This window comes from Nostoc flagelliforme FACHB-838 (genome assembly GCF_014698065.1).
Lineage (GTDB): Bacteria > Cyanobacteriota > Cyanobacteriia > Cyanobacteriales > Nostocaceae > Nostoc > Nostoc flagelliforme_B.
Genome location: NZ_JACJSI010000003.1, coordinates 35040 through 58739 on the forward strand (window position 1 = coordinate 35040; position 23700 = coordinate 58739).

The following is a 23700-nucleotide window of genomic DNA, read 5'->3' on the forward strand; positions in this document are numbered from 1 at the left end:
ATGATGCGCAATGCCTGCGGCGGGCTACGCCTAAGCATTTCTACCTTGACCTTGGAACGATTAGAAGTATTAGGCTTGGCGCTACTAGATTTTTCATCAATGGCAGACCTCACAACTTGGCTGGAGCAAGAGGAGGCATCATAATTCTGAGAATTGCTGGTTTATTTGCGATCGCCTAGCATAATATGCACATACTTAAATTATTGTCAAGTTATTTAGTCCGATGCCTACGGTGGGCAAAGCCTACGCAAATTAGTATAAGTTGACCATTATCTTATCGATAACGGTCACTGATTAATTACCCCTACACATTAAATCGGAACAACATTACATCCCCTTCTTGCACAACATACTCTTTCCCTTCACTGCGAACCAACCCTTTCTCCTTCGCAGCATTCATTGAACCAGTTGTTACCAAGTCTTTATAAGCAACAGTTTCAGCGCGAATAAATCCCCGTTCAAAATCACTGTGGATTACACCAGCAGCTTGAGGTGCAGACATTCCCGCATTAATTGTCCAAGCGCGGGTTTCTTTAGGCCCACAAGTGAAATATGTCCGCAAACCTAAAAGCGTGTAAGTTGCCCGAATCAACGATTTCAAACCGCCTTCTTCCACACCTAAAGACGCGAGGAAATCAGCTTTATCTTCCTCTGGTAATTCCACTAACTCAGCTTCAACTTGAGCCGAAACTATCACAACTTGAGCATTTTCTGTCGCTGCAATTTGCCGTACTGTTTCCACAAAATGATTACCAGTTGCCAATTCATCTTCAGATACATTCGCGGCGTAGATAATCGGTTTATAAGTGAGCAGTTCTAATCCTTTAATAATTTCTGTTTCTTCTTCATTCAAGCTTACCTGACGCACCGATTTACCTTCATTTAAAGCCGCAGCTAATTTTTCTAAGACTGTGATTTCAAACTGTGCATCTTTGCTGGTACGAGCTAGTTTACGAGTACGGTCAATTCGCCGCTCAATTTGTGCTAAATCTGATAAACCCAGTTCTATATTAATGATTTCAATATCTCGCGCTGGATCAACAGAACCAGCAACGTGGATAATATCGTCATTTTCAAAACAACGTACCACATGGACGATCGCATCAACTTCCCGGATGTGGGACAGGAATTGATTCCCTAGTCCCTCACCCTGACTAGCACCTTTAACTAAACCGGCGATATCTACAAATTCAACCCGCGCCGGGATAATTTGTGCTGAACTGGCAATTTTAGCAAGAACATTTAACCGTTCATCCGGTACTGCGACAACGCCGACATTCGGTTCAATCGTGCAAAAAGGGAAGTTAGCTGCTTCAGCTTTGGCATTAGCAACTACAGCATTAAATAAAGTAGATTTTCCGACGTTGGGAAGTCCGACAATTCCGGCTCTTAGCATTTTGGATTTTAGATTTGAGATTTTGGATTACATTACCAAGGTAATCTAAACAGGTTCCGGTATGGTTTGGGGAATTGGCCCTGGAACCGTCTGAGGAATGGGAGCAGGTACTGGTTCTGGTACAGGCCCCGGTAACGGTTGAGGAATCGCTGGCCCCGGTACAGGTTCAGGACTAGGTAGCGGATTCGGCTCAGGATTGGGACTAGGTAGCGGACTCGGCCCAGGAGTAGGAATTTGTGGTTCAGGTATAGAAATCGCAGTCGGATTAAACATGATAAATCCAAATTAAATTATTCAACCTCCCCACGCTAGATGACAACCTCATCTGTTGACATCTCCCCAAATAGCTATACCCACGAACACATCCTTTAATAATTTACCTCTCTCCTCATTCTCCGCGCCCCTCTGCGCTTCCCTCCGCGCCCCTTTGCGTTTAAACTCTAATCCTTAAACTACTCCTCCTTCACCTTTTCCACCACCTCTGGCACTGGCTCGTAACCACCTGGATGAAACGGATGACACCGCAAAATCCGCCGAGTTGCCATCCAGCTACCACGCAACACTCCAAATCGCTCAATAGCTTCAATAGCATACATTGAACAAGTTGGTTGAAAGCGACAAGTCGGGAGAAACAACGGCGAGATAAACATTCGGTAGCCCCGAATTAGCCAAATAAATAATAATTTCATTGCAGCTACCTAAATCTTATAAATTAGTAACAGAGGTAAAAATTTTCACTTTGTTGCATCTTTGTTAATTACATTTTCTGACTTCACCTCAATTCCGGTTTTATGGCTGCAAATTGCGATAGCTGCAATTTGGGTGTTACTCATCCTCCTGATTGCATGGGTGGTAAACCGCTTTGCCGACAAGCCAGAAATCGTGCGGAAGATAGTTCATATAGGCACTGGTAATGTGATTTTAATCGCTTGGTGGCTAGATATTCCCGCCAGTGTAGGGATTACAGCTTCTATTTTAGCGAGTGCAATTACCTTATTATCCTACCGATTACCAATTCTTCCTGGTATTAATAGCGTTGGCCGCCAAAGTTTAGGGACATTTTTTTACTCTGTCAGTTTCGGTATTTTAGTTGCCTGGTTCTGGTATTTACAACAACCCCAGTACGCAGCACTAGGAATTTTGGTGATGACTTGGGGAGATGGATTAGCAGCCCTAATTGGGCAACGCTTTGGTAAACATAAGTATAAAGTTTTTGGGACAGAAAAAAGTTGGGAAGGCTCCCTAACTATGATGCTCGTTAGCTATGTTGTTAGTAGTTTGATTTTAGTTGGAACTCAAGGAAACAGTTGGCAAACTTGGACAGTATCACTGTTAGTAGCAGTTATAGCTACTGGTTTAGAAGCTGTTTCATTTTTGGGTATTGACAATTTGACAGTTCCCTTGGGCAGTGCAGCCCTTGCCTTCTTTTTAAGTCAGTTAGTTTTGAGTTAGTAATTGCCTTGAGTACTATTGCTAACGCTCTTTTATTACTCTGAAAAAATCAAATATTTATAGGTTGGGTTGAACATTCGTATTACCCAACAAAATCAAGGATTCTTGGTGTTGGGTTTCCTTACTCAACCCAACCTACTTATTAATAATACCCAAACCATAATTGAGGAATAGAGTTATGGAGATGGTTGGTTCCGGGGAAGAGATTACTGGAGAAGAATTGCTCAGACGCTATGCTGCTGGGGAAAGGAATTTTCCCTTGATTCGTATTGAGGACATGGAGTGTGTTTTGGAGGGAGCTGACCTCAGAGGAATTAATCTGATGGGGTCTCACTTGCACCATGCTCCGTGGTGGAGTATTGATTTGAGCGGAGCCTGTCTGCTTGCCACTGACTTTGCTGGTACCTGGATGAATGGAACTGACTTGAGTGACGCTGATTTGACTGGTGCTTGTTTGCGGGGAACTAACTTGACTAACGCTAATTTGAGTAATTGCATTTTGAAGGGAGCTAACTTGAGAGAAGCTATCTTGTGGAATGCTAATTTGAGAGGTGCTGTTTTGGATGGTGCTATTTTGGCTAATGCTAAATTTACTGGTGCTAAATATTTCACTATTAATCAGTACATGACGGGTATTTTGTTCTGGAATACTACTATGCCCGATGGAACTGTTATCGAAGGCCCCACTTACATTAACTGACTCAGGTGTGATTTCCGTTTCAGCCATTAAAGGAGCTGAAATAACGTTGAGCCAATTTACAATGTCTGAAACTAATCTTTTTGATTATATTCAATACCACCCATTACGTGAAAATTGAGCCGAGTCTATTACCGCGATCGCTCCAAAATCCAATCGAGTAAAATCGGATTGACTAACTCCGGTGCTTCATCCTGCGGACAATGCCCCACTCCCTCTAAAGGAATAAACTTCTCTACTTGCGGAAAGTTAGCTAATTCTCTCCCTAACTTAATTGGTTCCCACGGATCAGCCGTTCCCCACAAGATAATTGCCGGACAGGGTAACAGTGGCAAAAGGTCTTCAGGTAATGGCCCCGTAGAATAAGAAGTAAAAGCGAGAAACACAGCACCAGCCCCCACATCACTTGCTGGTGAAGTGAGAATATCTACCAACTCATCTGTCACCATCTCAGCATTCGAGTATGCTTGCAGCAGAATTTTCCGCACCGTTTTCGGTTTGGCGAGTTGATTGAAAAAGAAATCGCCAACTGGTTTGATAGATAACAGGCGTTGCAGTACAGGCGCGCCATAACGACGAGAGAAAGGTAAAGTTACCCGTTTGCGATCGTGCAACAGCCGTAAAGAACAGTTGAGCAAAGCAACTCCCAAGGCAATATCTGGGTTACTTACCGCTGCTTGCATGGCTACAATACAGCCAATAGAATTTCCGACTAAAAAAGCTGGCTCACCGACAACTTCACGGCAAAAATCTGCGATTTGCTGTCCCCAGGTTTCTAGTGTGTAGGCAATTTTTTCACCAGGTTGAGGTTTTGCAGAAGCGCCAAAACCAATCAAATCGATTGCATAAACACGGCAACTTTGTGCTAGTACGGGAATATTTTTCCGCCAGTGCCACCAAGAAGCGCCAAATCCATGTACCAGGACAACAGCTGGCCCAGTGGTTCCTTGGGTTTGATAGCAGATCGGAAAATCTTGCCAAATCCAGGTTTTTGTAGAGTTAAGTGCTGTTTTTGAACTTGAGCTTGTCATGGTAAATTTGATTAAAGCAAGGCTAGAAGACTTTTAGTAGCAAGGCACAAGTAAAATTGTTTTTAATTGGAATAAAATTTATCAGATTTTTAAAATAAAGCCTTTGCTATGGTGATAGCTTATACATATACCACGAAAGCTTCTCGGCTGATAACACTAGCATCAAGCTGATAGTTTTATCCACTATAGAGAGTTTTAATTTGGTTGATATAGCTAATTCACTCACAACTGAGATTATGTCAGTATTATGAATCATAAGTTTTGTAATGTGAGTAATATTTTGGCTATTTTTTAGATGTAAGCGAATTAGCATCAGTGCGAGATTCAGTAGTTTCACAATTTACGATCGCAAATTTGGTCTATAAGATTGGCGGATATGAGGCATCGGCTAAGGGGTGGTTTGCAACTGGAAACTGACGCTGAATTTAATAATATTTTTCTTGTTCCTAGTTCTGCGGGCCAGAAATAATGAATCTACTAGAAACAATTGATACTCCCGTTGGGAGCTATGCACCAGATTTTGAACTGCCAGGAATTGATGGTCAAGTACACCATCTCAGGCGTTATCTTGAGAAGTTCCGAGCAGTGGGCGTTATTTCTCTATGTAACCACTGTCCTTATGTAGAGTGGTATTTAGGCAGGCTAAAAAACATTCAAGCCGAATTTGCCCCAAAAGGCTTCACACTAATTGGACTGAATGGTAGTAATGTTGATCGCGACACTAGGTCAAGCTTTGAAAATATGAAAGCTTTTGCCCTGCATCATCAGTTGAATTTCCCCTACCTGTGGGACTCAACTCAAGATGTGACCGATAGTTTCGGGGCGACAAAAACACCAACAGCCTTTTTAATAGATAGTAATGGTATAGTACGCTACAAAGGTAAAATAGATAATCATCCCCAAGATGCATCATCAATGGGAGAAGATTATTTGAGAACTGCGATCGCTTCTTTGTTTCTTGGCAAAGAAATAGATATACCACAAACAGAAGCGATAGGTACTACATTGATTTGGCGTAACTAGACATAGATAGTCCCTGTAACTGCTATCTTAAATTGGAGGCAATTGCAACTTTTTTGATAAAGCGGAACTTCATGGGAACGAATTACCGACGGGTTTTACTCAAACTGAGCGGTGAAGCCTTAATGGGCAACATGGGCTATGGCATTGATCCCGAAGTGGTCAAAGGCATAGCACAAGAATTAGCAGAGGTGATAGCCACTGGCACTCAAATCGCCATAGTTGTTGGCGGCGGCAATATTTTTCGTGGCGTCAAAGCAGCGTCGGCAGGGATGGACAGGGCAACCGCTGACTATATTGGGATGATTGCCACGGTAATGAATGCCATGACGCTGCAAGATTCGCTAGAACGCATAGGAGTACAGACGCGGGTGCAAACCGCGATCGCTATGCAAGAATTAGCAGAACCATATATTCGTCGTCGTGCCATCCGTCATCTTGAAAAAGGGCGGGTGGTAATTTTTGGTGCCGGTTCTGGAAATCCCTTCTTTACTACAGATACTACTGCGGCATTAAGAGCCGCAGAAATTGATGCAGAAGTGATTTTCAAAGCCACCAAAGTAGATGGAGTGTATGATGCCGATCCTCATATTTATCCAGACGCCAAGCGTTACAATAGCCTTACCTACGCGCACGTTTTAGCCAAAGATTTGCGGGTGATGGATAGTACTGCGATCGCCTTGTGTAAAGAAAATAATATCCCAATTCTGGTATTTGACTTAACGGTGCGAGGTAACATCCACCGAGCAGTCTTGGGAGAATCCATCGGCACCCTTGTGGGAGGTTCTTGTGATATTAGCTGACGCGAAAAGTAAAATGCAAAGTTCTGTTGAATCAACTCAACGAGCTTTTAACACGATTCGTACTGGCCGCGCCAATGCGAGTCTATTAGATAAGGTATTGGTGGACTATTATGGTTCGCCCACACCCTTGAAATCACTGGCAAATATTAGCACGCCAGATGCCTCGACAATTCTGATTCAGCCTTATGAGCGTAACACCCTAAACATCGTTGAGAAGGCTATTTCCCTCTCGGATGTGGGTTTAACACCCAGTAACGACGGTTCTGTAATTCGGCTTAATATTCCGCCTTTAACGAGTGATCGGCGTAAAGAATTTGTCAAAATGGCATCTAAATATGCTGAAGAGGGTCGTGTTGCTATTCGCAACATCCGCCGCGATGCCATAGACGCGATTCGCAAACAGGAGAAAGCCTCTGAAATCTCCAAAGATGAATCGAAAGATCAACAAGATAGCTTGCAAAAACTGACAAACGAATACACTGCCAAAATAGACTCACTCTTGGCAGAAAAAGAAAAAGACATCTCGACTGTTTAAGGTCTGAAGTCTGAAGCATAAAGGCTGAAGGATGATAGAAAAATTCTTCAGCCTTTATTATTTCTTTGGTTTTTAACAAAAATTGATCAACTATCTCAATAGAAAATAAACTAATTGAGGAGCAAAAATTCAACCTTATGTACGACTGCATCATCGTCGGCGCTGGGCCAGCTGGTGGAACAGCTGCATATCATTTAGCCAAACAAGGTCGCTCAGTATTAGTTTTAGAAAAAGAATCCCTGCCAAGATATAAACCTTGTGGCGGTGGTGTATCTCCAGCGATCGCTCAATGGTTTGACTTTGATTTTAGCCCAGTGATTTCTGTAAAAGCCGACTCCCTTCGCTTTACCTGGAATTTGGGCGACCCTGTAGAAGCAAAAATCGCAACAAAAGAACCAGTTTGGATGGTGCGACGAGATACTTTTGACCATTTCCTCGTGCAGCAAGGGCAAAAGCAAGGGGCTGAACTACGAGATAATACGGAAGTAACGGGTATTGAGTTTCAAAGCGATTATTGGCAAGTTAACACAGTTAATGGCCCAGTTACAGGTCACTACTTAATCGCGGCTGATGGTGTCAAAGGGCCAATGGCAAAATGGCTAGGCTTCAAAGACCGTAAACGTCGTTTAGCAGGAGCTTTAGAGGCAGAAGTTGCCGCAGAGGTCAAGGATAAATCTACAATTCACTTCGAGTTTGGCTTGGTGAAAAACGGCTACATTTGGAACTTTCCGAAGGCGGACGGCTATTCCATTGGTGTTGGTACATTTGTCGGCGGCAAACCCCAGGATTTTAAGAAAATTTTAGATGAGTACGCGCGATCGTTTAATGTAGATATCAAAACTGGTAAGCAGTATGGTTATCCCCTTTGCTTATGGGATGGCAACCAAAACTTGCATACCCAAAATGCGGTTTTAGCTGGGGAAGCTGCTTGTATAGTTGATCCGATGACAGCAGAAGGCATTCGTCCGTCAATTTTTAGCGGTTTGATGGCAGCAGGAGCCATTAATGAGGCACTTTCTGGTGATACCAACGCTTTAGAAAAATATAGCGAAGCCATTATTGAAGAATGGGGTACAGAAATGGCTTGGGCGCAAAAATTAGGTGGAGCATTTTATCGCTTTCCAGGCATTGGCTACAAAGTTGGTGTTAAACGCCCCTCCGGTGCGAAAATCATGGGTAAGATTCTGTGCGGAGAACTGCGCTATGGCGACGTTGTCGGTCGTGCCCTCAAACGTTTAATTCCTGGTTTTGGGGCTTGAGCAACTTGTTAAAGTAAGCAAATTTCTGCCGCAGTACACTAGATATTTTTCAATATGGCAATTTACTTGACCAAACGGCTATCTGTATTCGCTAATATTCTTGCTCTTGTCCTCTTCATGCCGGGAATTGCCTTAGCTGCACCCGTTCAAATCAATACTACTTCTGGTGTTGTTTTCGCCCAAATTACCAAAACTGCAAACTACTCCACCTCGTCGGAGATTAATCTGACTCCCCTACAACGGCAAGAACTCCAGGCTGTGCGTCAGAGAAGAAATAGAGAAATTGAGGCAATCTTAAACACATCGCAACGTGCCCAACTTAATCACAATGTCCGCGCTGGTAATAATATCAATCAAGCCCTAGAAAAAGTGCATTTGCAGCCAGAACAGCAAGATTTTGTAAAGGCGATCGTGCAATTTACTAACTTGAAAATGAAAGCAATTTCATCTAGGCATTCGCTGAAAATAGTACAAAAATAAAGGTTTTACTTGGGAGTAAAATTTTTAGCCTTTGTCAGAGAAGATATGAATAATATTTTCTCTGATAGCCTTTTGGATAAAATGCGATCGCTTGTTCGGACTTTTTCTTCTAGGCATCTCACCTACTATTGCTCAAGACGCACAACGTGGAATCAATATATCCATTTATAAACCGTTAGGTAGCCAAAGTCAGATCAATTTTAAAAACGATGTCGTTGTAGTCTCTATCGCCGCCGCCAAACAAATCTTCAAAGCCAAAGGTATTGTTGCCGAGTAGGCGAATGTGGTCAACCCTGTCGGGATTTGCTCCTAAGAACCCAAAGTAAGCCAGTGGGACTTTTCCTTCAGTTCCCTGAGTCGTTTGGTTCGAGGAATTTGACGATAAAAATTGCTCCCTAGTGCCGTTAGAAATAATATAGGGCGAATAGATAGCACCAGTATTTAACCGTTCTAAGCCCAACGCGCTTCGACTATTTCCTAGTTCAGAGTTAAGCACAGACTGCCGAAGCGCAACTTCTGCATAGCTTGCATCATTTGGGGTAAGTTCAGCACCTGTCGACTCATCGATAATCGTACCCTGTTCATCTTGAACTTCATATAGACCAATAGTGTTGTCATAGGCAGCTTCACTAGCAATATTAAAGTTAAAGTCAACAAACTGGTTTGTTTGGCCACGTAAGTCGATGAGTTCCAACTGTTGGGTCTGTTGGAGCTGTGTTCCTACAGGCAGATTTTTATCTGTTGTGGCTCGTGCTGTTAGCACGATGTTGTTGAAGCTCTGACTACTCGATTGATCTCGCCAACCCAAGGTGTAACTTCCATCAGGTGAGGTTAATACTTCTAAGTAATCAATACTATTGGGATTAGCTGAGGGTGAATTTAGTAAAACAGGTGAAGACGTCCTTCCAGCCGCGATGTCAGCTTGCACTCCAGAGGCAGTGCCATTCTGCACTAAGTAAAGCCCTAAGATTGTTCCCGCTTCAAAGCTTAAGTTACGCTCAAGTTGCGTATCGCCGAGTAAACTAGTGGTATCTGGGAGTACTGAGAAAATCGGTTGTGCATTCTCAAGCGCAGCTTCCAGATAACCCTCAGTACCAGGTGTTATGTCATCAATGGTTCCTTGAGCGTCATCAACAACAAAAACCCCAATTTCGTTGATGAAACTCGTGTTAATTGAGTTAAGCCCAAATCCTAATACGACATCTTCTCCAGATGAACCTTGTACAGTAAAAAAATCGTTGGGGTTTAGAACTAAAGACGGTGTGATTGCGCTACCAAATCCAGTATCAGTTTCTGCATCTTTAACGTTGACACTAACAGTCGAGGTAGGCAGATTAATTAAATTGCTCAGAGTTGGATCTGTCAGAGCAATACTGATATTGCTGGTTTCTTCATCATCTTCATCAATACCATCAGCAAACCCTATGATATTGACACTGGTAGTTGGGGTTCCAGCATTGAGTACGACAGTAGTCTCAACCCCAGCGCCGTTACCCAGGTCAAGGTCATCTCCAGGATCTAAGGTGAGTGAAACGTCAGCGACTCCAGTCGGCAAATTAGCAGGCAGGGTGATGTTCAAGCTTGCACTAGTCCCGCCTTCTGTGACTTCTAACTGGGTTGGGCTGATGCTGATTTCAGGAAGTGCTAACTGCAAGGCATCGGTAACCGCAACCGGAACACTGGTGATGGGCAGATTAATCAGACTGCTCAAAGTTGGATTTGTCAGAGCAATGCTGATATTGCTGGTTTCCAAGCCACCTTCATTAATACCATCAGCAATTGCTGCGATATTGACAGTGTTTGTTCCAGCATTGAGGACAACAGTCGTCGCAACTCCAGCCCCGCTACCCAAGTCAAGGTCATCTCCAGGAGTTAAGGTGAGTGAGACATTACCGATAGTAGTGGGCAGATTCGCAGGCAGGGCGATGCTTAGGCTTGTACTCCCACCTTCTGTGAGTGCTAACTGAGTTGGAGTAATGCTGATTTGGGGAAGTGTCGGCAATAGATCGGTAACCGCAACCGGAACACTGGTGATGGGCAGATTAATCAGACTGCTCAAAGTTGGATTTGTCAGAGCAATGCTGATATTGCTGGTTTCCAAGCCACCTTCATTAATACCATCAGCAATTGCTGCGATATTGACAGTGTTTGTTCCAGCATTGAGGACAACAGTCGTCGCAACTCCAGCCCCGCTACCCAAGTCAAGGTCATCTCCAGGAGTTAAGGTGAGTGAGACATTACCGATAGTAGTGGGCAGATTCGCAGGCAGGGCGATGCTTAGGCTTGTACTCCCACCTTCTGTGAGTGCTAACTGAGTTGGAGTAATGCTGATTTGGGGAAGTGCTACCGGATCGCTGATACTAACAGTAGTCGTGACAGGAGGCAGCTGGGATATGATAGCAGGCAGCAGGGACAGAAGGGGGCTATTACTTGCAATTGTGGTTACAATTGTACCAGTATGATTGCCTTCAGTAATACCATCATTAACGGCCAGGACAGGAACATTTTGGATGGCTGTAGCTGCGCTACCAGAAGCAATCGTGACGTTAACCGGATTGCCTGCTCCATTTCCTAAGTTAAGCTGATTATCGGGATCTAATGTAATTATGGCGTTAGCTGGCGTGGGGATGGGGAGGCCTGTGAGGGGGTCAGTAAGGTTAATGCCCACCTGTAAGTTTACTGGAACACCCCCTTCTGTGACAGCGATGACTGTTGGGCCGATAGAAATAACCAACACGGATGTGTAAGCTTCTCTAACAGCCTCTGTAAATGCTAAAGGAGCTTCAATGCTGCCGATTGTGAATTCTAGTTTCCAATCTCCTCCTTTTTGAGCACTGCCGATGCGGTTAGCAGACGCTGCGATATTCGCTCCGGTTTGCTGGTGAAGTTGTGTCAAAAAGGTTGCCCCAACTTCTCCAAAAGCAACGTTACAACCGTAGAGAAATATAGGAGCAGAGGCAAGGAAATTTGACCAAGTTTGGAGTTCTTTTGAATAGAGGTCTAAGTTTTCCAGACTGAGGTGAGTGTTACCTAAGGCTAAACAACCTGGTGAACCGTGACAGATAATATGCAGCGCCGAAACAGGTTGTTGAGCAAGCAGTTCTGTAATTTGCTCAATACTATCCCGTTTGAGGTCAAGAATGAAAACATTTGCTCCTTCCTGAACTCCTGCTGCCAGCATTTGATAGTCTTCAACCTTGGGGTCAATGACTACCAACATCGGTGCTGAATTTTGTGGTTGGCTGAAATAACTATTCTGAGTTGGAAAATTTTTGAAAGTGCTGGCGTTACTGCGGGATTGAATAAGGTTTTTCATATTCTTAGTTGGCTTTGATTGGTGAAAAATCTTCCGTCTTGTAACTTGAAACCATCATGCGGAATCTGCGAATTCCTAACTAAGGTTAAAGATTTTTAATTTATACGTAACCAGTAAATACTATGAAAAGAGACTAAAAATTAAATCTTTCCATAGTAAAAACACTGAATAAAATTTTTCTTTAGTTAGATTATTTCTTAAACCTTTCACGCCGACCTACATAATCGATAAACTCTAGCTTTTTTATTAATTTCAAGAAAGTATTTTATAAATCTAGTTCCCTCATTTAAGACAAGCGCTCGCAATAAACTATTTTTAATACGTAATTATACTTAAATATAATATTTGTTCGATAGTAGAAAATTTAGCTTCCCAGTAATATTATTTAAGTAGTACGCAGATTTGGACTCGTGTTTCACTACTAAGAGAACGGTCAAAAACTGCTTTGTGAACAATAACTTTTACTAAAGTGTGATAAATTTGCTGTGGATATTTGCGTGTTATTCAACACTTAATACTTGATGGAGAATTTTTGGTGTGTTTGATGCCGATACCAAATCTGAAGTTTGTAAAGATTGCAGATAATCGCCCACTTGATTGCAGCATCTATAATTAATGTTGCCCTATTTAGTTCGTTACCATGTCGGAAGAAGATATCCGGGCCGCAAGGCTGGAAAAAGTAGAACAACTCAAGCAGCTAGGGACTAATCCCTACGCCTATCGTTGGGAATCTACCCATCATGCAGCGCAGTTGCAAGAAAAGTTTGCCGATTTAGCCAGTGGTGAAGAAGTTGATTTAGAAGTTGCCATAGCCGGACGCATTATGGCGCGTCGCGTTTTTGGTAAACTGGCTTTCTTCACCTTGCAAGATGAAACTGGCACAATTCAGCTTTATTTGGATAAAAATCGCATCCAAGAAAGCATGGCAGATATTGATGCTGATGCCTTCAATCACTTAAAACAACTCACAGATGCAGGCGACATCCTGGGAGTCAAAGGTACTATTAAACGGACTGAAAAGGGCGAGTTATCTGTCTACGTTAAACAATATACTATCCTCACTAAATCCCTGTTACCGCTACCCGACAAGTGGCATGGATTAACGGATGTTGCCAAGCGCTACCGTCAGCGCTACGTTGACTTGATTGTTAACCCGGAAGTGCGACAAACTTTCCGCCGTCGCGCCCAAATTACTGCTGGTATTCGCCGTTATTTAGAAGAACGAGATTTTCTGGAAATTGAAACACCAGTTTTGCAAAGTGAGACTGGGGGTGCAGATGCGCGTCCATTTATCACTTACCACAACACCTTAGAAATGGAGTTGTATCTGAGAATTGCCACAGAACTTCATCTCAAGCGGTTGATTGTGGGTGGTTTTGAAAAGGTGTTTGAATTGGGGCGGGTTTTCCGTAATGAGGGAATTTCGACTCGACACAATCCTGAATTTACGACAATTGAAATTTACCAAGCCTACGCCGACTACAACGATATGATGGCGCTGACTGAGGGGATTATTACCACTGTGGCCCAAGACGTACTCGGCACATTGCAAATCACCTACCAAGAGGAACCTATAGATTTAACACCACCTTGGAGGAGAGTGACAATGCACGATTTAGTTAAAGAATTTACTGGCTTAGATTTCAATTCTTTCCAAACATTGGAAGAAGCAAAAACAGCAAGTAAAAATGCTAGTATTCCTGGTGTAGATGAAGCAAAATCAATTGGGAAGTTACTGAATTTAGCTTTTGAAGAGAAAGTAGAAGCTAATTTAATTCAACCTACCTTTGTAATTGATTACCCAGTAGAAATTTCGCCTCTAGCAAAACCCCACCGTTCTCAACCTGGTTTGGTGGAAAGATTTGAGTTATTTATCGTAGGGCGAGAAACTGGGAACAGCTTCTCAGAACTTACCGATCCCATCGATCAAAGAGAACGCCTAGAAGCCCAAGCTGAAAGAAAAGCTGCTGGCGACTTAGAAGCCCAAGGTGTAGATGAAGACTTTTTGACAGCCCTTGAATACGGTATGCCGCCTACAGGTGGTTTAGGGATTGGGATTGATCGGTTGGTAATGTTATTAACTGATTGTGCCAGTATTCGGGATGCGATCGCCTTTCCCTTACTCAAGCCAGAAAAATCAGAATCATCCCCAGATGAAGCCAGTAGTAACAATTCGTAATTGAACTAGGGATTGGGTACGGGGGAAGATTTTAACCCTTCCTCCTCATCTCCCTAATCCCCCAATCCTTATACCACCACTTTATCCTTATACCACCACTTTTTCTAAGATCAGCTTAGAACGTTTCACTTGCTCAGGAATCGTCACGGGATAATCTCCGGTGAAGCAGGCAGAACAGAAACTATTGGTGTCTTCTCGTGTCGCTTCTAGCATTCCTTCCCAACTCAGATAGGCAAGACTGTCTACTTCCAGTTGCTTGGCAATTTCTGCTACTGACTTGGTAGCAGCAATTAGCTGATCCTGAGAATCAGTATCAATGCCATAGAAGCAGGGATGAGTTACAGGCGGAGAAGAAATTCGCATGTGTACCTCTATCGCACCTGCGTCACGCAAGGTTTTGACTAGTTTACGGCTGGTAGTACCCCGTACAATCGAGTCATCTACAATAATTACTCGTTTACCTACTAGCACATCTTTGAGGGGGTTGAGTTTCATCCGCAGACCCGATTCCCGCATGGTTTGGGTTGGTTGAATGAAGGTTCGTCCAACATAGCGATTTTTAATCAGTCCTTCGCCGTAAGTGACACCAGACGCTTGGGAAAATCCAATAGCAGCAGGTATACCAGAATCAGGGACACCAAAAACAATATCGGCATCTACAAAAGATTCTTTAGCTAGCTGGTGTCCTAATCGCATTCGATAGCTGTACAAACTCTCGTTGTGCATAACGCTATCAGGGCGGGCAAAGTAAATCATTTCAAAAATACACAATTTCCGCTCAGATTTTTGACTCCAATGATAAGAAGCTAAACCTTCTTCAGTAATCCAAACTAATTCACCTGGTTCTACGTCTCGCAGGTATTCGGCTCCAATGATGTCTAAACCACAAGTCTCGGAAGCCAAAACGTAACGGACTGGATTACCAGCCAAAGTGCCGATTACTAAGGGGCGGATTCCATTGGGGTCGCGGACACCCATAACGCCGACAGGAGTGCCAATAACTAAACTAAAGGCTCCTTGGCAACGTTGAAATGCCTGAATTCCACCTTCTAGCCAATCAGCGCCCGTATCTATGGCTTCTGCGATCGCAAAAGCGATCATTTCTGAGTCTGTTGTTGTAACTAAGTTACATTTTTTCTCAAGCAACTCTTGACGTAGTTGCACCATATTGACTAAATTGCCATTATGTGCAAGCGCTATTGAACCTAAGCGAGTTTCTAGTACTGCGGGTTGAGCATTAACTTTGCGGCTAGAACCTGTGGTGGAATAACGAGTGTGACCAACAGCAAGGCTACCGGGCAATTGATCCAAGACGGATTCATTGAAAACTTGAGACACCAAGCCCATATCTTTGTGGAGATGTACTTGTGTCCCCTCAAAGGTGGCAATACCAGCTGATTCTTGACCCCGATGCTGGAGGGCATACAATCCAAAGTAGGTCAGTTTAGCAACGTTTTCTCCTGGTGCGTAGATGCCAAAAACACCACAAGCTTCTTCTGGCTTATCAGGCCGATTTTCATGACTATTTATTGGGTTGTTGGTTTGGTCGGGGTATTCATCCGAAGTGACAGAATGAATAGAAATCATGCTAGCTTTGCTCCTGGTGGGGGGGTCAAGTCACTGGGATTATGTCTATAGATAGTTGTAGGTTTCTTAATAAATCTTTAACCATCCATTAAAACAGTACCCTAATTTTGCTCAGAGGCGCTAATAAAAGAGTGAGAAGTTAGAAGTTATGCTTTCTATCTCTAACTCCTCACTTTCAATTCCTAACTTCTTTAACTGGGACTATTGGTATGCATGGTGAGACGTCTGGCGATCGCATGGGAATAGTGATCGCTCATATCTTCGATCCTAACTTTGATTAAGGTTTGGTTATCAGTGGTGAAAACCCCCAAACCCGTCTCAAAACTTCCAACCGTACCCAGTTTTTGCCACTCTTGGCCTAAATGTTCCTGTAAATATGATTCCCAAATTCCTTGCTGTGCTGATGTTACAGAAACTAAAATTCTGGCACCACCTTCGGCAAACAACACCTCGTCAAGGCGGTTTAACTGTGTTGGTGCTATTTCTAAATTAATTTCAGCACCAAGATTACCAGCAAGACAACATTCGGCTATGGCGATCGCTACTCCCCCCTCAGCAGAATCGTGAGCTGAATGTACCCAACCATTACGAATTCCTTCACGACAAACTTTCTGGACGCGGCGTTCTAAGTCAAAATCTACCCGTGGTGGTTTTCCGGCAACAGTCCCGTGGATCGTGGCTAAATATTCAGATGCTCCCAAACTGATTTGGGATGCTAGAGGCAATCCGAGAAGATAAATCACATCGCCGGATGCTTGCCAACCTTGACCACAAATTTTGCTTATATCGGGAATCAAGCCCACCATACCCACTACTGGGGTGGGATAAATAGGTTGTGGGATGCCCTCAGGATCAAGGGTTTCATTGTATAAAGAAACGTTTCCGCCCGTGACTGGTGTCGCTAATTCTCGGCAACCTTCTGCCAAACCGCGACAAGCTTCTGCCAATTGCCAGTAACCAATGGGTTTTTCTGGAGAGCCAAAATTCAGGTTATCCGTTACCGCCAGAGGTTCTGCACCCACACAGCTAAGATTACGTGCAGCTTCTGCCACCACTGCCTTAGCTCCCTCGTAAGGGTCAAGATAAACATAACGAGGATTGCAATCTACTGTTGCCGCCACTCCTGATTTTGGATTGGGAATTTGAGATTTTAGATTGGGGATTTCTTCAAGGGGGCGCAAACGGATAACAGCCGCATCTGCGCCACCTGGCAGCATTACTGTATTATTTTGTACTTGATGGTCATACTGACTATATACCCAATTTTTAGAAGCGATCGTGGGTGTATCGAGCAAAGTTAAGAGAATATCATTCCAACTTTGCAGTTCTCCTTGAAGTTCTATTCCAGCAGTTGTAGAAGGAGGTAAGGAATCAGCAGTCCATTCCCAAGCTTTTTTCGCATACTCTGGTGGTTCTGTCAATAGCTCCCGATTATATAGTGGCGTATTCTCCGCCAAAGCCTCAGCGGGAATTTCTGCTGCTACTTCACCCTGAAAGAGAATCCGCACAATAGGTTCAGCGATGACTGTACCAGCAACAACGGCTTGAAGCCCCCAACGGTGAAAAATGTCGATTAATTCCTGCTCACGCCCCTTGTGTGCAACGAATAGCATTCGTTCTTGAGATTCCGAAAGCAGATATTCATAGGGAACCATCCCCGTTTCTCTGACGGGAATTTTATCTAAATCTAGTTCAATTCCCACACCACCTTTTGCCGCCATCTCTGAGGTAGAACAGGTGATCCCGGCTGCTCCCATATCTTGGGCGGCGACAACTGCACCCGTCTTAAACGCCTCTAGACAAGCTTCAATTAACGACTTTTCCAAAAAGGGATCGCCCACTTGCACAGCAGGGCGATCGTCTATTGACTGATCGCTCAATTCTGCACTAGCAAAACTTGCGCCTCCCATGCCATCGCGCCCAGTGGTAGAACCAACATACAGCACGGGGTTGCCTAAGCCAGATGCTCCAGATTTAACAATTTCTGGTGTTTCCATTAATCCTAGTGCCATAACGTTCACCAGGGGATTACCAGAATAAGCAGGGTCAAAGTAAACTTCGCCGCCAACAGTGGGCACTCCCACGCAATTACCATAATGTGAAATTCCCGCCACTACGCCTTGGAACAGCCTTTGAGTTTTGACATCTTCTAAGGAACCGAAGCGCAGGGAATTTAATAGAGCAATGGGACGCGCACCCATTGTAAAAATATCTCTGAGAATACCGCCGACTCCCGTTGCTGCACCTTGAAATGGTTCTACAGCTGATGGGTGGTTGTGGGATTCAATCTTAAAAGCTAGTTGGAATCCATCACCCAAATCTACAACACCAGCATTTTCACCAGGCCCCACGAGTATGCGGGGCCCATCGGTGGGAAATTGTTTGAGTAGAGGTCGAGAATTTTTGTAACAGCAATGCTCTGACCACATCACACCAAACATTCCCAGTTCAGCTTTGTTGGGATGACGCCCTAACCGACGGACAATTTCTGCGTATTCTTCTGGTTTAAGACCTTCGGCAGCAATTTCTTGGGGGGAAAAGAAAGCAGGAGATGTGGCGGTCATGGAATAATGCACCAATTGTACAGAGCATTATTCTATCGATTTACTCACCCTGTAGGTGCAGTTATAGGATAGTTCATGGCTAGATGCTATATATCTAAACAAAATAAATTTACCTAACTAAATATATATGGCACTTTTGTACTTCAATTTGTAATATATAAAGATTACCAAGTATAGCGATGCCTCCGGTAGGCTACATCTATGCTATTTAACCACAAGCGTAGCCTAGCACTAACAATCAGCAGTATTAATACTTAATAGTATGTACAATACTGGTAATTATTATTAAATTATTTTATACTACAGATGAAGTATAAAATATGGGTTTTACAAAATTAAAGGTAGATTGTATTTAACCCTGAATGACTAGTATTTATACCGACAAAAAGAAGTAATAATTTTTTTTCATTGCAACGTCCATAGATCATTTCCAGATTATGGAAATAGCTATCAGCTTGTCAGACGATCCGTTAGTGGAATACTGAAGAAATTTTACAGATGCGATCGCACCTGTGGAATGTGGGTTTAATGCCCTGGAATCTAATTAATTTATTGGAACTTGATTGGGCTTAAGTGACTGCTACAACAGCAGACTCAATGGCTTTTGAACAAAAGATGTCAGGAATTTTTTTGAGATACTGCTCATCCAAATGAGTAAACCAACCGTACTAAATCTAAATTAAGAGGATTTTGATCATGGTTAGACTTACCATCCCACCCAATTTCATTGGTACCCCCGGTTCCGACAGTTTAGTTGGGGAAGAGTTAAATGCATTTGTGGCAATTGGTATTGATATTTTAACTGGAGGTTTGATTTGTACACGCTCAGGAAAGGACACCATCATCGGCACTGGTAGCGGCGACAATGGCGACGACGATGGCCGCAAGGATGGCCGCGAAGGCGGTGCTGGGACAGGCATTAGCAACAGTGGCAGTCTAAATGCTGGGAACGGAAACGACACGATTAGCGGCACTGGTACTGGCGGCAATGGGGGTATCTTTGATTTTACGATTGAATTTGCGATCCCTGGTGGCGGCGGTGCTGGAACAGGCATTAGCAACAGTGGCAGTCTGAATGCAGGGGACGGACAAGACACGATTACCGGTACTGGTACTGGTGGCAACGGCGGTCCTATTGCCGTTAATCGGGATTCTGATGCCGGGGACGGTGGAACTGGGATAGGTATTAGCAATAGTGGCAGTTTGAATACAGGGGACGGACAAGACACGATTACCGGTACTAGTACTGGCGGCAACGGCCGCCCTATGTACGATCGTGGCAGCGACGGCGGTACTGGAACAGGTATTAGCAATAGTGGCAGTTTGAATACAGGGGGCGGAAAAGACACGATCACTGGTACTGGTACTGGCGGTAACGGCGACTATGGTAGGTATGGCGGCGGCAACAGTGGAACTGGCACAGGCATCAGCAACAATGGCAGTCTAAATCCAGAGGATGGAAATGACACTATTATTGGTATCGGTACTGGCGGTAAAGGCGGTTCTACTTCCACCGCCACCGCTGGCACAGGTGGCACTGGGACAGGTATCAGCAACAGTGGCACTCTGAATGCTGGGGATGGAGAAGATACTATTACTGGCACTGGTACTGGTGGTAGGGGCGGTAACGCCGTATTTCCTGGCGACGGCGGTACTGGAATCGGTATTACCAACAGTGGTAGTCTGAATGCCGGAGACGGAAAAGACACTATTACTGGCACTGGTAATGGCAGCAACGGTACTGGCGGCAGCTTTGATTTAGGTAATGGCGGTATTGGGATCGGCATCGCTAATAGTGGCAGTCTGAATGTAGGGAACGGAAAAGATACCATTATCGGCAAGGGTACTGGTGGCAATGGTGCGCCTAGTGATGAAATAGGCCCCACACCTGCCAACGGCGGTAGTGGGACAGGCATTAGCAACAGTGGCAAACTGGATACCAGAGATGGAGAAGACACGATTATTGGCACGGGCACTGGCAGCAAGGGCAGCATCGGTACTTACCGTGACGGCAACGCTGGTGCTGGAACGGGTATCCAGAACACTAAAGATGGCATCATCACTACAGGATGGGGCAACGACGCAATTACGGGTTATGGGAACAGTTCAGGAATAAACGCCACTGCCTATGGCATCTTCAACGACGGAGTTATTGATACCGATAATGGTTGTGATATCCTTACCGGACAGGCTACAGCAACAATTGGTGGTACTGCCTATGGCATTTATGGGCAAGGAATCATCAACACAGGCAATGGCAATGACAAAGTTATCGCCACCAGCATCCTAGATGGAGTTCAACAGAAAGTCTCCATCGGTGGCGGGATTAACATTGCTCTGGGCACTGGGGATGATTACTTCAAAGGATTCGGTGCTGCAACTGTTGATGGCGGTCAAGGTTTTGACATCCTGGATCTTGGAGCTTTCAATCGCTCTGAACTCTTTGTATCTGGTATTATTTCGGGCAATACCCTTAATGCCAACATCACTTTTAACAACAATGGAAGCTCCATTAGCTTCTCTACGACTGGCTTTGAGAAATTTATCTTTGCAGATAGCTCTTTCAGCTACGGGGCTTTGGCAAACGGGGCATAGGTTTGTTAATTCCTCTATCTCGTGTTTTCAACCCTGAGTGTCTAATTGGTGTCCTTTGCTTTTAAGCTGAAAAAGAATCTATTAACGTATATCTTCTTAACTCTAAATTTGCATATATTTACTGTTCCTCAGAGATTATTCGGGTATATGCAGTTTAGATGTAACAATCAAGTGACGAGAATCACACATAATCTATGATTAGGATCGTCTCCCTCATCTCGCTAACTAGGCATAATTAATGACAACTGAACTCTAGCCGAGTCATTAATAGGGAACACACTTAATTGCCGACAGCCTTAATCAAGGACTGTCGGTTTTTTGTATCTATATGTCCCTTTAAGCAATGACTAATGCCCTATGCCCATACCCATAAAATCTCCCCACAGTTGGTTGGTAACTTGACAGAGATTTTGCCACAGCCACTACCAAATATGGGGAAGGTATGATCAAATTGGGGATCTTATGCCATCGAGTGCTAATATTTTGCACTCACTCTAGTAGACCAGAAGTATATTCCTAGAACCAGCACACACTTTGTATTAAGACATCGCTTGAATGATGTAATCAAAGTAAGGTGCCGCTTCAGCAGCGTCTTCCGTACTCAATAAGCTAAGGGAAGCTGTTTTGAGGGAATTGATCGCTTCTACCATTCCAGGCACGGGAACACCCAACGAATTGTACATTTCCCGCACACCAATCAAACCGATTTTTTCAATTGGCTCTTTGTCACCAGCAAGAACACCATAGGTAATTAGGCGTAAGTACCAGCCAAAATCACGGATACATAGAGAGCGTTGGCGTTCTCCGTAAGCATTACCTCCAGGGGAGATAAAGTCAGGACGCTTTTGCCAAAGTTGTTTGGTTGCTTCCTGAACTATCTTTTTTTCGTTTTCGGCTAAGGTAGACGCAATCCGCGTCCGTTGTACGCCGGTTTGCAAAAAGTCTTTGATATTTTTAAGTTCGCCACTGCTGGGATAACGCAGTTCGTCGTCAGCTTTGAGAATAACTTGGCTAATTACAGTCATGATGATTGAAATCACCTGAAATATTATCTGTTAGTTTAGCGAGTTGGAGGTACACAAGTGAAGGGATCGGAGCTAGTTATGTATTGAATTTATCTGTTTGGGGGAGTGAGGACTGTAGAGTGGAGACAAAGAAAGTGTTTTCCTAATGCCCCATGCCCAATAACAAATGACAAATGACAAACGACAAATGACTAAAATAATTTGGCAACAGGGTGAATTAATTGAAGTTACGATCGCTAACCTGAGTGATACAGGTGATGGTGTGGGACGCGCTGATGAGCGTGTAGTGTTTGTCCCAGATACTGTCCCAGGCGATCGCGCCATTGTCCGCTTGGTACACGTTAAACCAAAATACGGTCACGGTAAGCTCCAAGAGCTATTGTCACCATCTCCTCACCGTATCCGACCTAGTTGTATTGTGGCGGATAAGTGCGGTGGTTGCCAGTGGCAGCATATTAATTATGATTACCAGCTAGTAGCCAAGCAAAATCAAGTTATCCAAGCTTTGGAACGGATTGGCGGTTTTGTCCAACCACCAGTAGATCCGGTACTCGCCGCCGCTTCTGCTTTAGGCTACCGTAATAAATCTACATATCCTCTGGGTATATCGGCAACAGGACAGGTACAAGCTGGTTACTACCAAAAAGGTAGTCACCAATTAATTAATTTAAATCAATGTCCAGTCCAAGATTCACGATTAAATCCCTTACTTGCCGAAGTTAAGCAGGATATCCAACAACGGGGTTGGCGAATCTATGACGAACAGCGCCATCTTGGACAAATTCGCCATCTTGGTTTACGCATTGGTCGACACACTGGAGAAATGTTGCTGACTTTGGTGGTAAAGGACTGGAATTTATCAGGAATTGAAACTCAAGCACAGGAATGGTTAAAGCGTTATCCGCAGTTAGTGGGAGTGTCGCTCAACCGCAATAGCGATCGCACAAATGCTATCTTTGGATCAGAAACTCGTTGCATCGCTGGAGTCCCACACCTGCGTGAAAATTTTGCTGGACTGGAATTTCAAATGCGCCCAGATACATTTTTCCAAGTGTATACAGAAACAGCAGAGGCACTATTGCAGGTAATTCAATCAGAACTCAATCTTCAAGGGCATGAGTTGCTAGTTGATGCCTACTGTGGTATTGGGACTTTAACTTTACCCCTTGCCAAAAAAGTACGGATTGCTACAGGATTAGAAGTGCAACCAGCAGCAGTGGAAGAAGCTATTTTGAATGCCCACCGGAACGGAATTGATAATGTGACTTTCCTTGTCGGAGCAGTAGAGAAATTGCTTCCCAAAATGGGCACAATACCAGAAGTAGTAATACTCGATCCGCCACGAAAGGGGTGCGATCGCGCAGTCATCGACACTTTACGGCAATTGAAACCATCTCGGATTGTTTACGTCAGCTGTAAAGTAGCTACCCTAGCCCGTGACCTGAAATTGCTTTGTCAAGATGGGCAATATACCATTACACGGGTACAACCTGCTGATTTTTTCCCTCAAACTGCTCATGTTGAAGCTGCTGCCTTTCTTGTGCTATCACATTTGGACAAGGATAGTAATTCCTTTACAAAAACTGAAATTTGAAATTTTTAGTTTAGTGCATACTAAAGATGCTAAAATTGAATTAAGCCAAAAATAAAAATCTCTTTTGTTTAAATAAATTCAAGTTGCATAGGTTATTAAAAATATGAAGTAGATTGGGTGAATTATAAATCGGCAACTAACTAGAGAATGCGAATACTCTCTCAAAT

At 43.8% G+C, this 23700-nt stretch carries 19 protein-coding genes; 11 read left to right on the forward strand and 8 right to left on the reverse strand.

Annotation, left to right across the window (positions count from 1 at the left end; genetic code table 11):
- On the forward strand, positions 1-144 hold the full coding sequence (locus H6G97_RS02245) for a DUF4351 domain-containing protein (protein ID WP_190939104.1): 144 nt from the start codon (positions 1-3) through the stop codon (positions 142-144).
- A gap of 160 nt (positions 145-304) precedes the next feature.
- Here H6G97_RS02245 and ychF read toward each other — a convergent pair whose 3' ends face one another.
- From ychF to yidD, 3 genes are all read right to left on the reverse strand, one after another.
- Entirely contained in the window at positions 305-1396 is a 1092-nt protein-coding gene (ychF, locus tag H6G97_RS02250) for a redox-regulated ATPase YchF (RefSeq protein WP_190912345.1), read from the reverse strand.
- Between the two features lie 45 nt (positions 1397-1441).
- Positions 1442-1669: a hypothetical protein gene (locus H6G97_RS02255; protein WP_190912344.1), complete on the reverse strand. Its 228-nt coding sequence runs from the start codon at positions 1667-1669 to the stop codon at positions 1442-1444.
- A gap of 179 nt (positions 1670-1848) precedes the next feature.
- Positions 1849-2085, reverse strand: a complete 237-nt coding sequence (gene yidD, locus H6G97_RS02260) for a membrane protein insertion efficiency factor YidD (protein WP_190939105.1) — start codon at positions 2083-2085, stop codon at positions 1849-1851.
- A gap of 61 nt (positions 2086-2146) precedes the next feature.
- On the opposite strand from yidD, the gene H6G97_RS02265 reads away from it, so the two are divergent.
- Both H6G97_RS02265 and H6G97_RS02270 read left to right on the forward strand, forming a co-directional pair.
- Positions 2147-2848 (forward strand): diacylglycerol/polyprenol kinase family protein, encoded by a 702-nt coding sequence (locus H6G97_RS02265; protein WP_190939106.1) that lies wholly within the window; start codon positions 2147-2149, stop codon positions 2846-2848.
- Between the two features lie 178 nt (positions 2849-3026).
- Positions 3027-3548, forward strand: a complete 522-nt coding sequence (locus tag H6G97_RS02270; protein ID WP_190939107.1) for a pentapeptide repeat-containing protein — start codon at positions 3027-3029, stop codon at positions 3546-3548.
- Between the two features lie 128 nt (positions 3549-3676).
- Here H6G97_RS02270 and H6G97_RS02275 read toward each other — a convergent pair whose 3' ends face one another.
- On the reverse strand, positions 3677-4576 hold the full coding sequence (locus H6G97_RS02275) for an alpha/beta fold hydrolase (protein ID WP_190939108.1): 900 nt from the start codon (positions 4574-4576) through the stop codon (positions 3677-3679).
- A 468-nt stretch (positions 4577-5044) separates the two neighbouring features.
- On the opposite strand from H6G97_RS02275, the gene H6G97_RS02280 reads away from it, so the two are divergent.
- From H6G97_RS02280 to H6G97_RS02300, 5 genes are all read left to right on the forward strand, one after another.
- Positions 5045-5599: a thioredoxin family protein gene (locus H6G97_RS02280; RefSeq protein ID WP_190939109.1), complete on the forward strand. Its 555-nt coding sequence runs from the start codon at positions 5045-5047 to the stop codon at positions 5597-5599.
- A 71-nt stretch (positions 5600-5670) separates the two neighbouring features.
- Entirely contained in the window at positions 5671-6399 is a 729-nt protein-coding gene (gene pyrH / locus H6G97_RS02285; protein ID WP_100898733.1) for a UMP kinase, read from the forward strand.
- Positions 6386-6934 carry a ribosome recycling factor gene (gene frr / locus H6G97_RS02290; RefSeq protein WP_190939110.1) on the forward strand — a complete coding sequence of 183 codons (549 nt, stop codon included), beginning with the start codon at positions 6386-6388 and terminating at the stop codon, positions 6932-6934. Before pyrH ends, frr begins: the two co-directional genes overlap by 14 nt.
- Before the next feature lie 137 nt (positions 6935-7071).
- Positions 7072-8193: a geranylgeranyl reductase family protein gene (locus tag H6G97_RS02295; protein WP_190939111.1), complete on the forward strand. Its 1122-nt coding sequence runs from the start codon at positions 7072-7074 to the stop codon at positions 8191-8193.
- 54 nt (positions 8194-8247) lie between these two features.
- Complete coding sequence (locus H6G97_RS02300) at positions 8248-8673, forward strand: hypothetical protein (protein WP_190939112.1); 426 nt, start codon at positions 8248-8250, stop codon at positions 8671-8673.
- A gap of 175 nt (positions 8674-8848) precedes the next feature.
- Here the strand turns inward: H6G97_RS02300 and H6G97_RS02305 are convergent, their stop codons facing one another.
- Positions 8849-11989: a DUF4347 domain-containing protein gene (locus tag H6G97_RS02305; protein WP_190939113.1), complete on the reverse strand. Its 3141-nt coding sequence runs from the start codon at positions 11987-11989 to the stop codon at positions 8849-8851.
- Between the two features lie 640 nt (positions 11990-12629).
- Here H6G97_RS02305 and lysS point away from each other — a divergent pair.
- On the forward strand, positions 12630-14168 hold the full coding sequence (gene lysS / locus H6G97_RS02310) for a lysine--tRNA ligase (RefSeq protein WP_190939114.1): 1539 nt from the start codon (positions 12630-12632) through the stop codon (positions 14166-14168).
- 87 nt (positions 14169-14255) lie between these two features.
- On the opposite strand, the gene purF is transcribed toward lysS, so the two are convergent.
- Positions 14256-15755 carry an amidophosphoribosyltransferase gene (gene purF, locus H6G97_RS02315; RefSeq protein WP_190939115.1) on the reverse strand — a complete coding sequence of 500 codons (1500 nt, stop codon included), beginning with the start codon at positions 15753-15755 and terminating at the stop codon, positions 14256-14258.
- Positions 15756-15946: 191 nt separating this feature from the next.
- Positions 15947-18319: a phosphoribosylformylglycinamidine synthase subunit PurL gene (gene purL / locus H6G97_RS02320; protein ID WP_190939116.1), complete on the reverse strand. Its 2373-nt coding sequence runs from the start codon at positions 18317-18319 to the stop codon at positions 15947-15949.
- Positions 18320-19015: 696 nt separating this feature from the next.
- Between purL and H6G97_RS02325 the strand changes: the two genes are divergently transcribed.
- Entirely contained in the window at positions 19016-20914 is a 1899-nt protein-coding gene (locus H6G97_RS02325) for a beta strand repeat-containing protein (RefSeq protein WP_190939117.1), read from the forward strand.
- A 539-nt stretch (positions 20915-21453) separates the two neighbouring features.
- Here H6G97_RS02325 and H6G97_RS02330 read toward each other — a convergent pair.
- Positions 21454-21939 (reverse strand): allophycocyanin subunit alpha-B, encoded by a 486-nt coding sequence (locus H6G97_RS02330; RefSeq protein ID WP_190939118.1) that lies wholly within the window; start codon positions 21937-21939, stop codon positions 21454-21456.
- A gap of 187 nt (positions 21940-22126) precedes the next feature.
- Here H6G97_RS02330 and rlmD point away from each other — a divergent pair, with 187 nt between their 5' ends.
- Positions 22127-23533 (forward strand): 23S rRNA (uracil(1939)-C(5))-methyltransferase RlmD, encoded by a 1407-nt coding sequence (rlmD, locus tag H6G97_RS02335; protein WP_190939119.1) that lies wholly within the window; start codon positions 22127-22129, stop codon positions 23531-23533.
- Positions 23534-23700: the final 167 nt, after the last annotated feature.

Bases quoted from the DNA above. Each gene is read 5' to 3' on its own strand.
- H6G97_RS02255 (WP_190912344.1), bottom strand. From the start codon at position 1,669: ATGTTTAATCCGACTGCGATTTCTATACCTGAACCACAAATTCCTACT.
- H6G97_RS02325 (WP_190939117.1), top strand. From the start codon at position 19,016: ATGGTTAGACTTACCATCCCACCCAATTTCATTGGTACCCCCGGTTCC.
- purL (WP_190939116.1), bottom strand. From the start codon at position 18,319: ATGACCGCCACATCTCCTGCTTTCTTTTCCCCCCAAGAAATTGCTGCC.
- H6G97_RS02280 (WP_190939109.1), top strand. From the start codon at position 5,045: ATGAATCTACTAGAAACAATTGATACTCCCGTTGGGAGCTATGCACCA.
- lysS (WP_190939114.1), top strand. From the start codon at position 12,630: ATGTCGGAAGAAGATATCCGGGCCGCAAGGCTGGAAAAAGTAGAACAA.
- H6G97_RS02300 (WP_190939112.1), top strand. From the start codon at position 8,248: ATGGCAATTTACTTGACCAAACGGCTATCTGTATTCGCTAATATTCTT.
- ychF (WP_190912345.1), bottom strand. From the start codon at position 1,396: ATGCTAAGAGCCGGAATTGTCGGACTTCCCAACGTCGGAAAATCTACT.
- H6G97_RS02305 (WP_190939113.1), bottom strand. From the start codon at position 11,989: ATGAAAAACCTTATTCAATCCCGCAGTAACGCCAGCACTTTCAAAAAT.
- H6G97_RS02295 (WP_190939111.1), top strand. From the start codon at position 7,072: ATGTACGACTGCATCATCGTCGGCGCTGGGCCAGCTGGTGGAACAGCT.
- H6G97_RS02330 (WP_190939118.1), bottom strand. From the start codon at position 21,939: ATGACTGTAATTAGCCAAGTTATTCTCAAAGCTGACGACGAACTGCGT.
- H6G97_RS02270 (WP_190939107.1), top strand. From the start codon at position 3,027: ATGGAGATGGTTGGTTCCGGGGAAGAGATTACTGGAGAAGAATTGCTC.
- rlmD (WP_190939119.1), top strand. From the start codon at position 22,127: ATGACTAAAATAATTTGGCAACAGGGTGAATTAATTGAAGTTACGATC.
- H6G97_RS02245 (WP_190939104.1), top strand. From the start codon at position 1: ATGATGCGCAATGCCTGCGGCGGGCTACGCCTAAGCATTTCTACCTTG.
- H6G97_RS02275 (WP_190939108.1), bottom strand. From the start codon at position 4,576: ATGACAAGCTCAAGTTCAAAAACAGCACTTAACTCTACAAAAACCTGG.
- pyrH (WP_100898733.1), top strand. From the start codon at position 5,671: ATGGGAACGAATTACCGACGGGTTTTACTCAAACTGAGCGGTGAAGCC.
- purF (WP_190939115.1), bottom strand. From the start codon at position 15,755: ATGATTTCTATTCATTCTGTCACTTCGGATGAATACCCCGACCAAACC.
- yidD (WP_190939105.1), bottom strand. From the start codon at position 2,085: ATGAAATTATTATTTATTTGGCTAATTCGGGGCTACCGAATGTTTATC.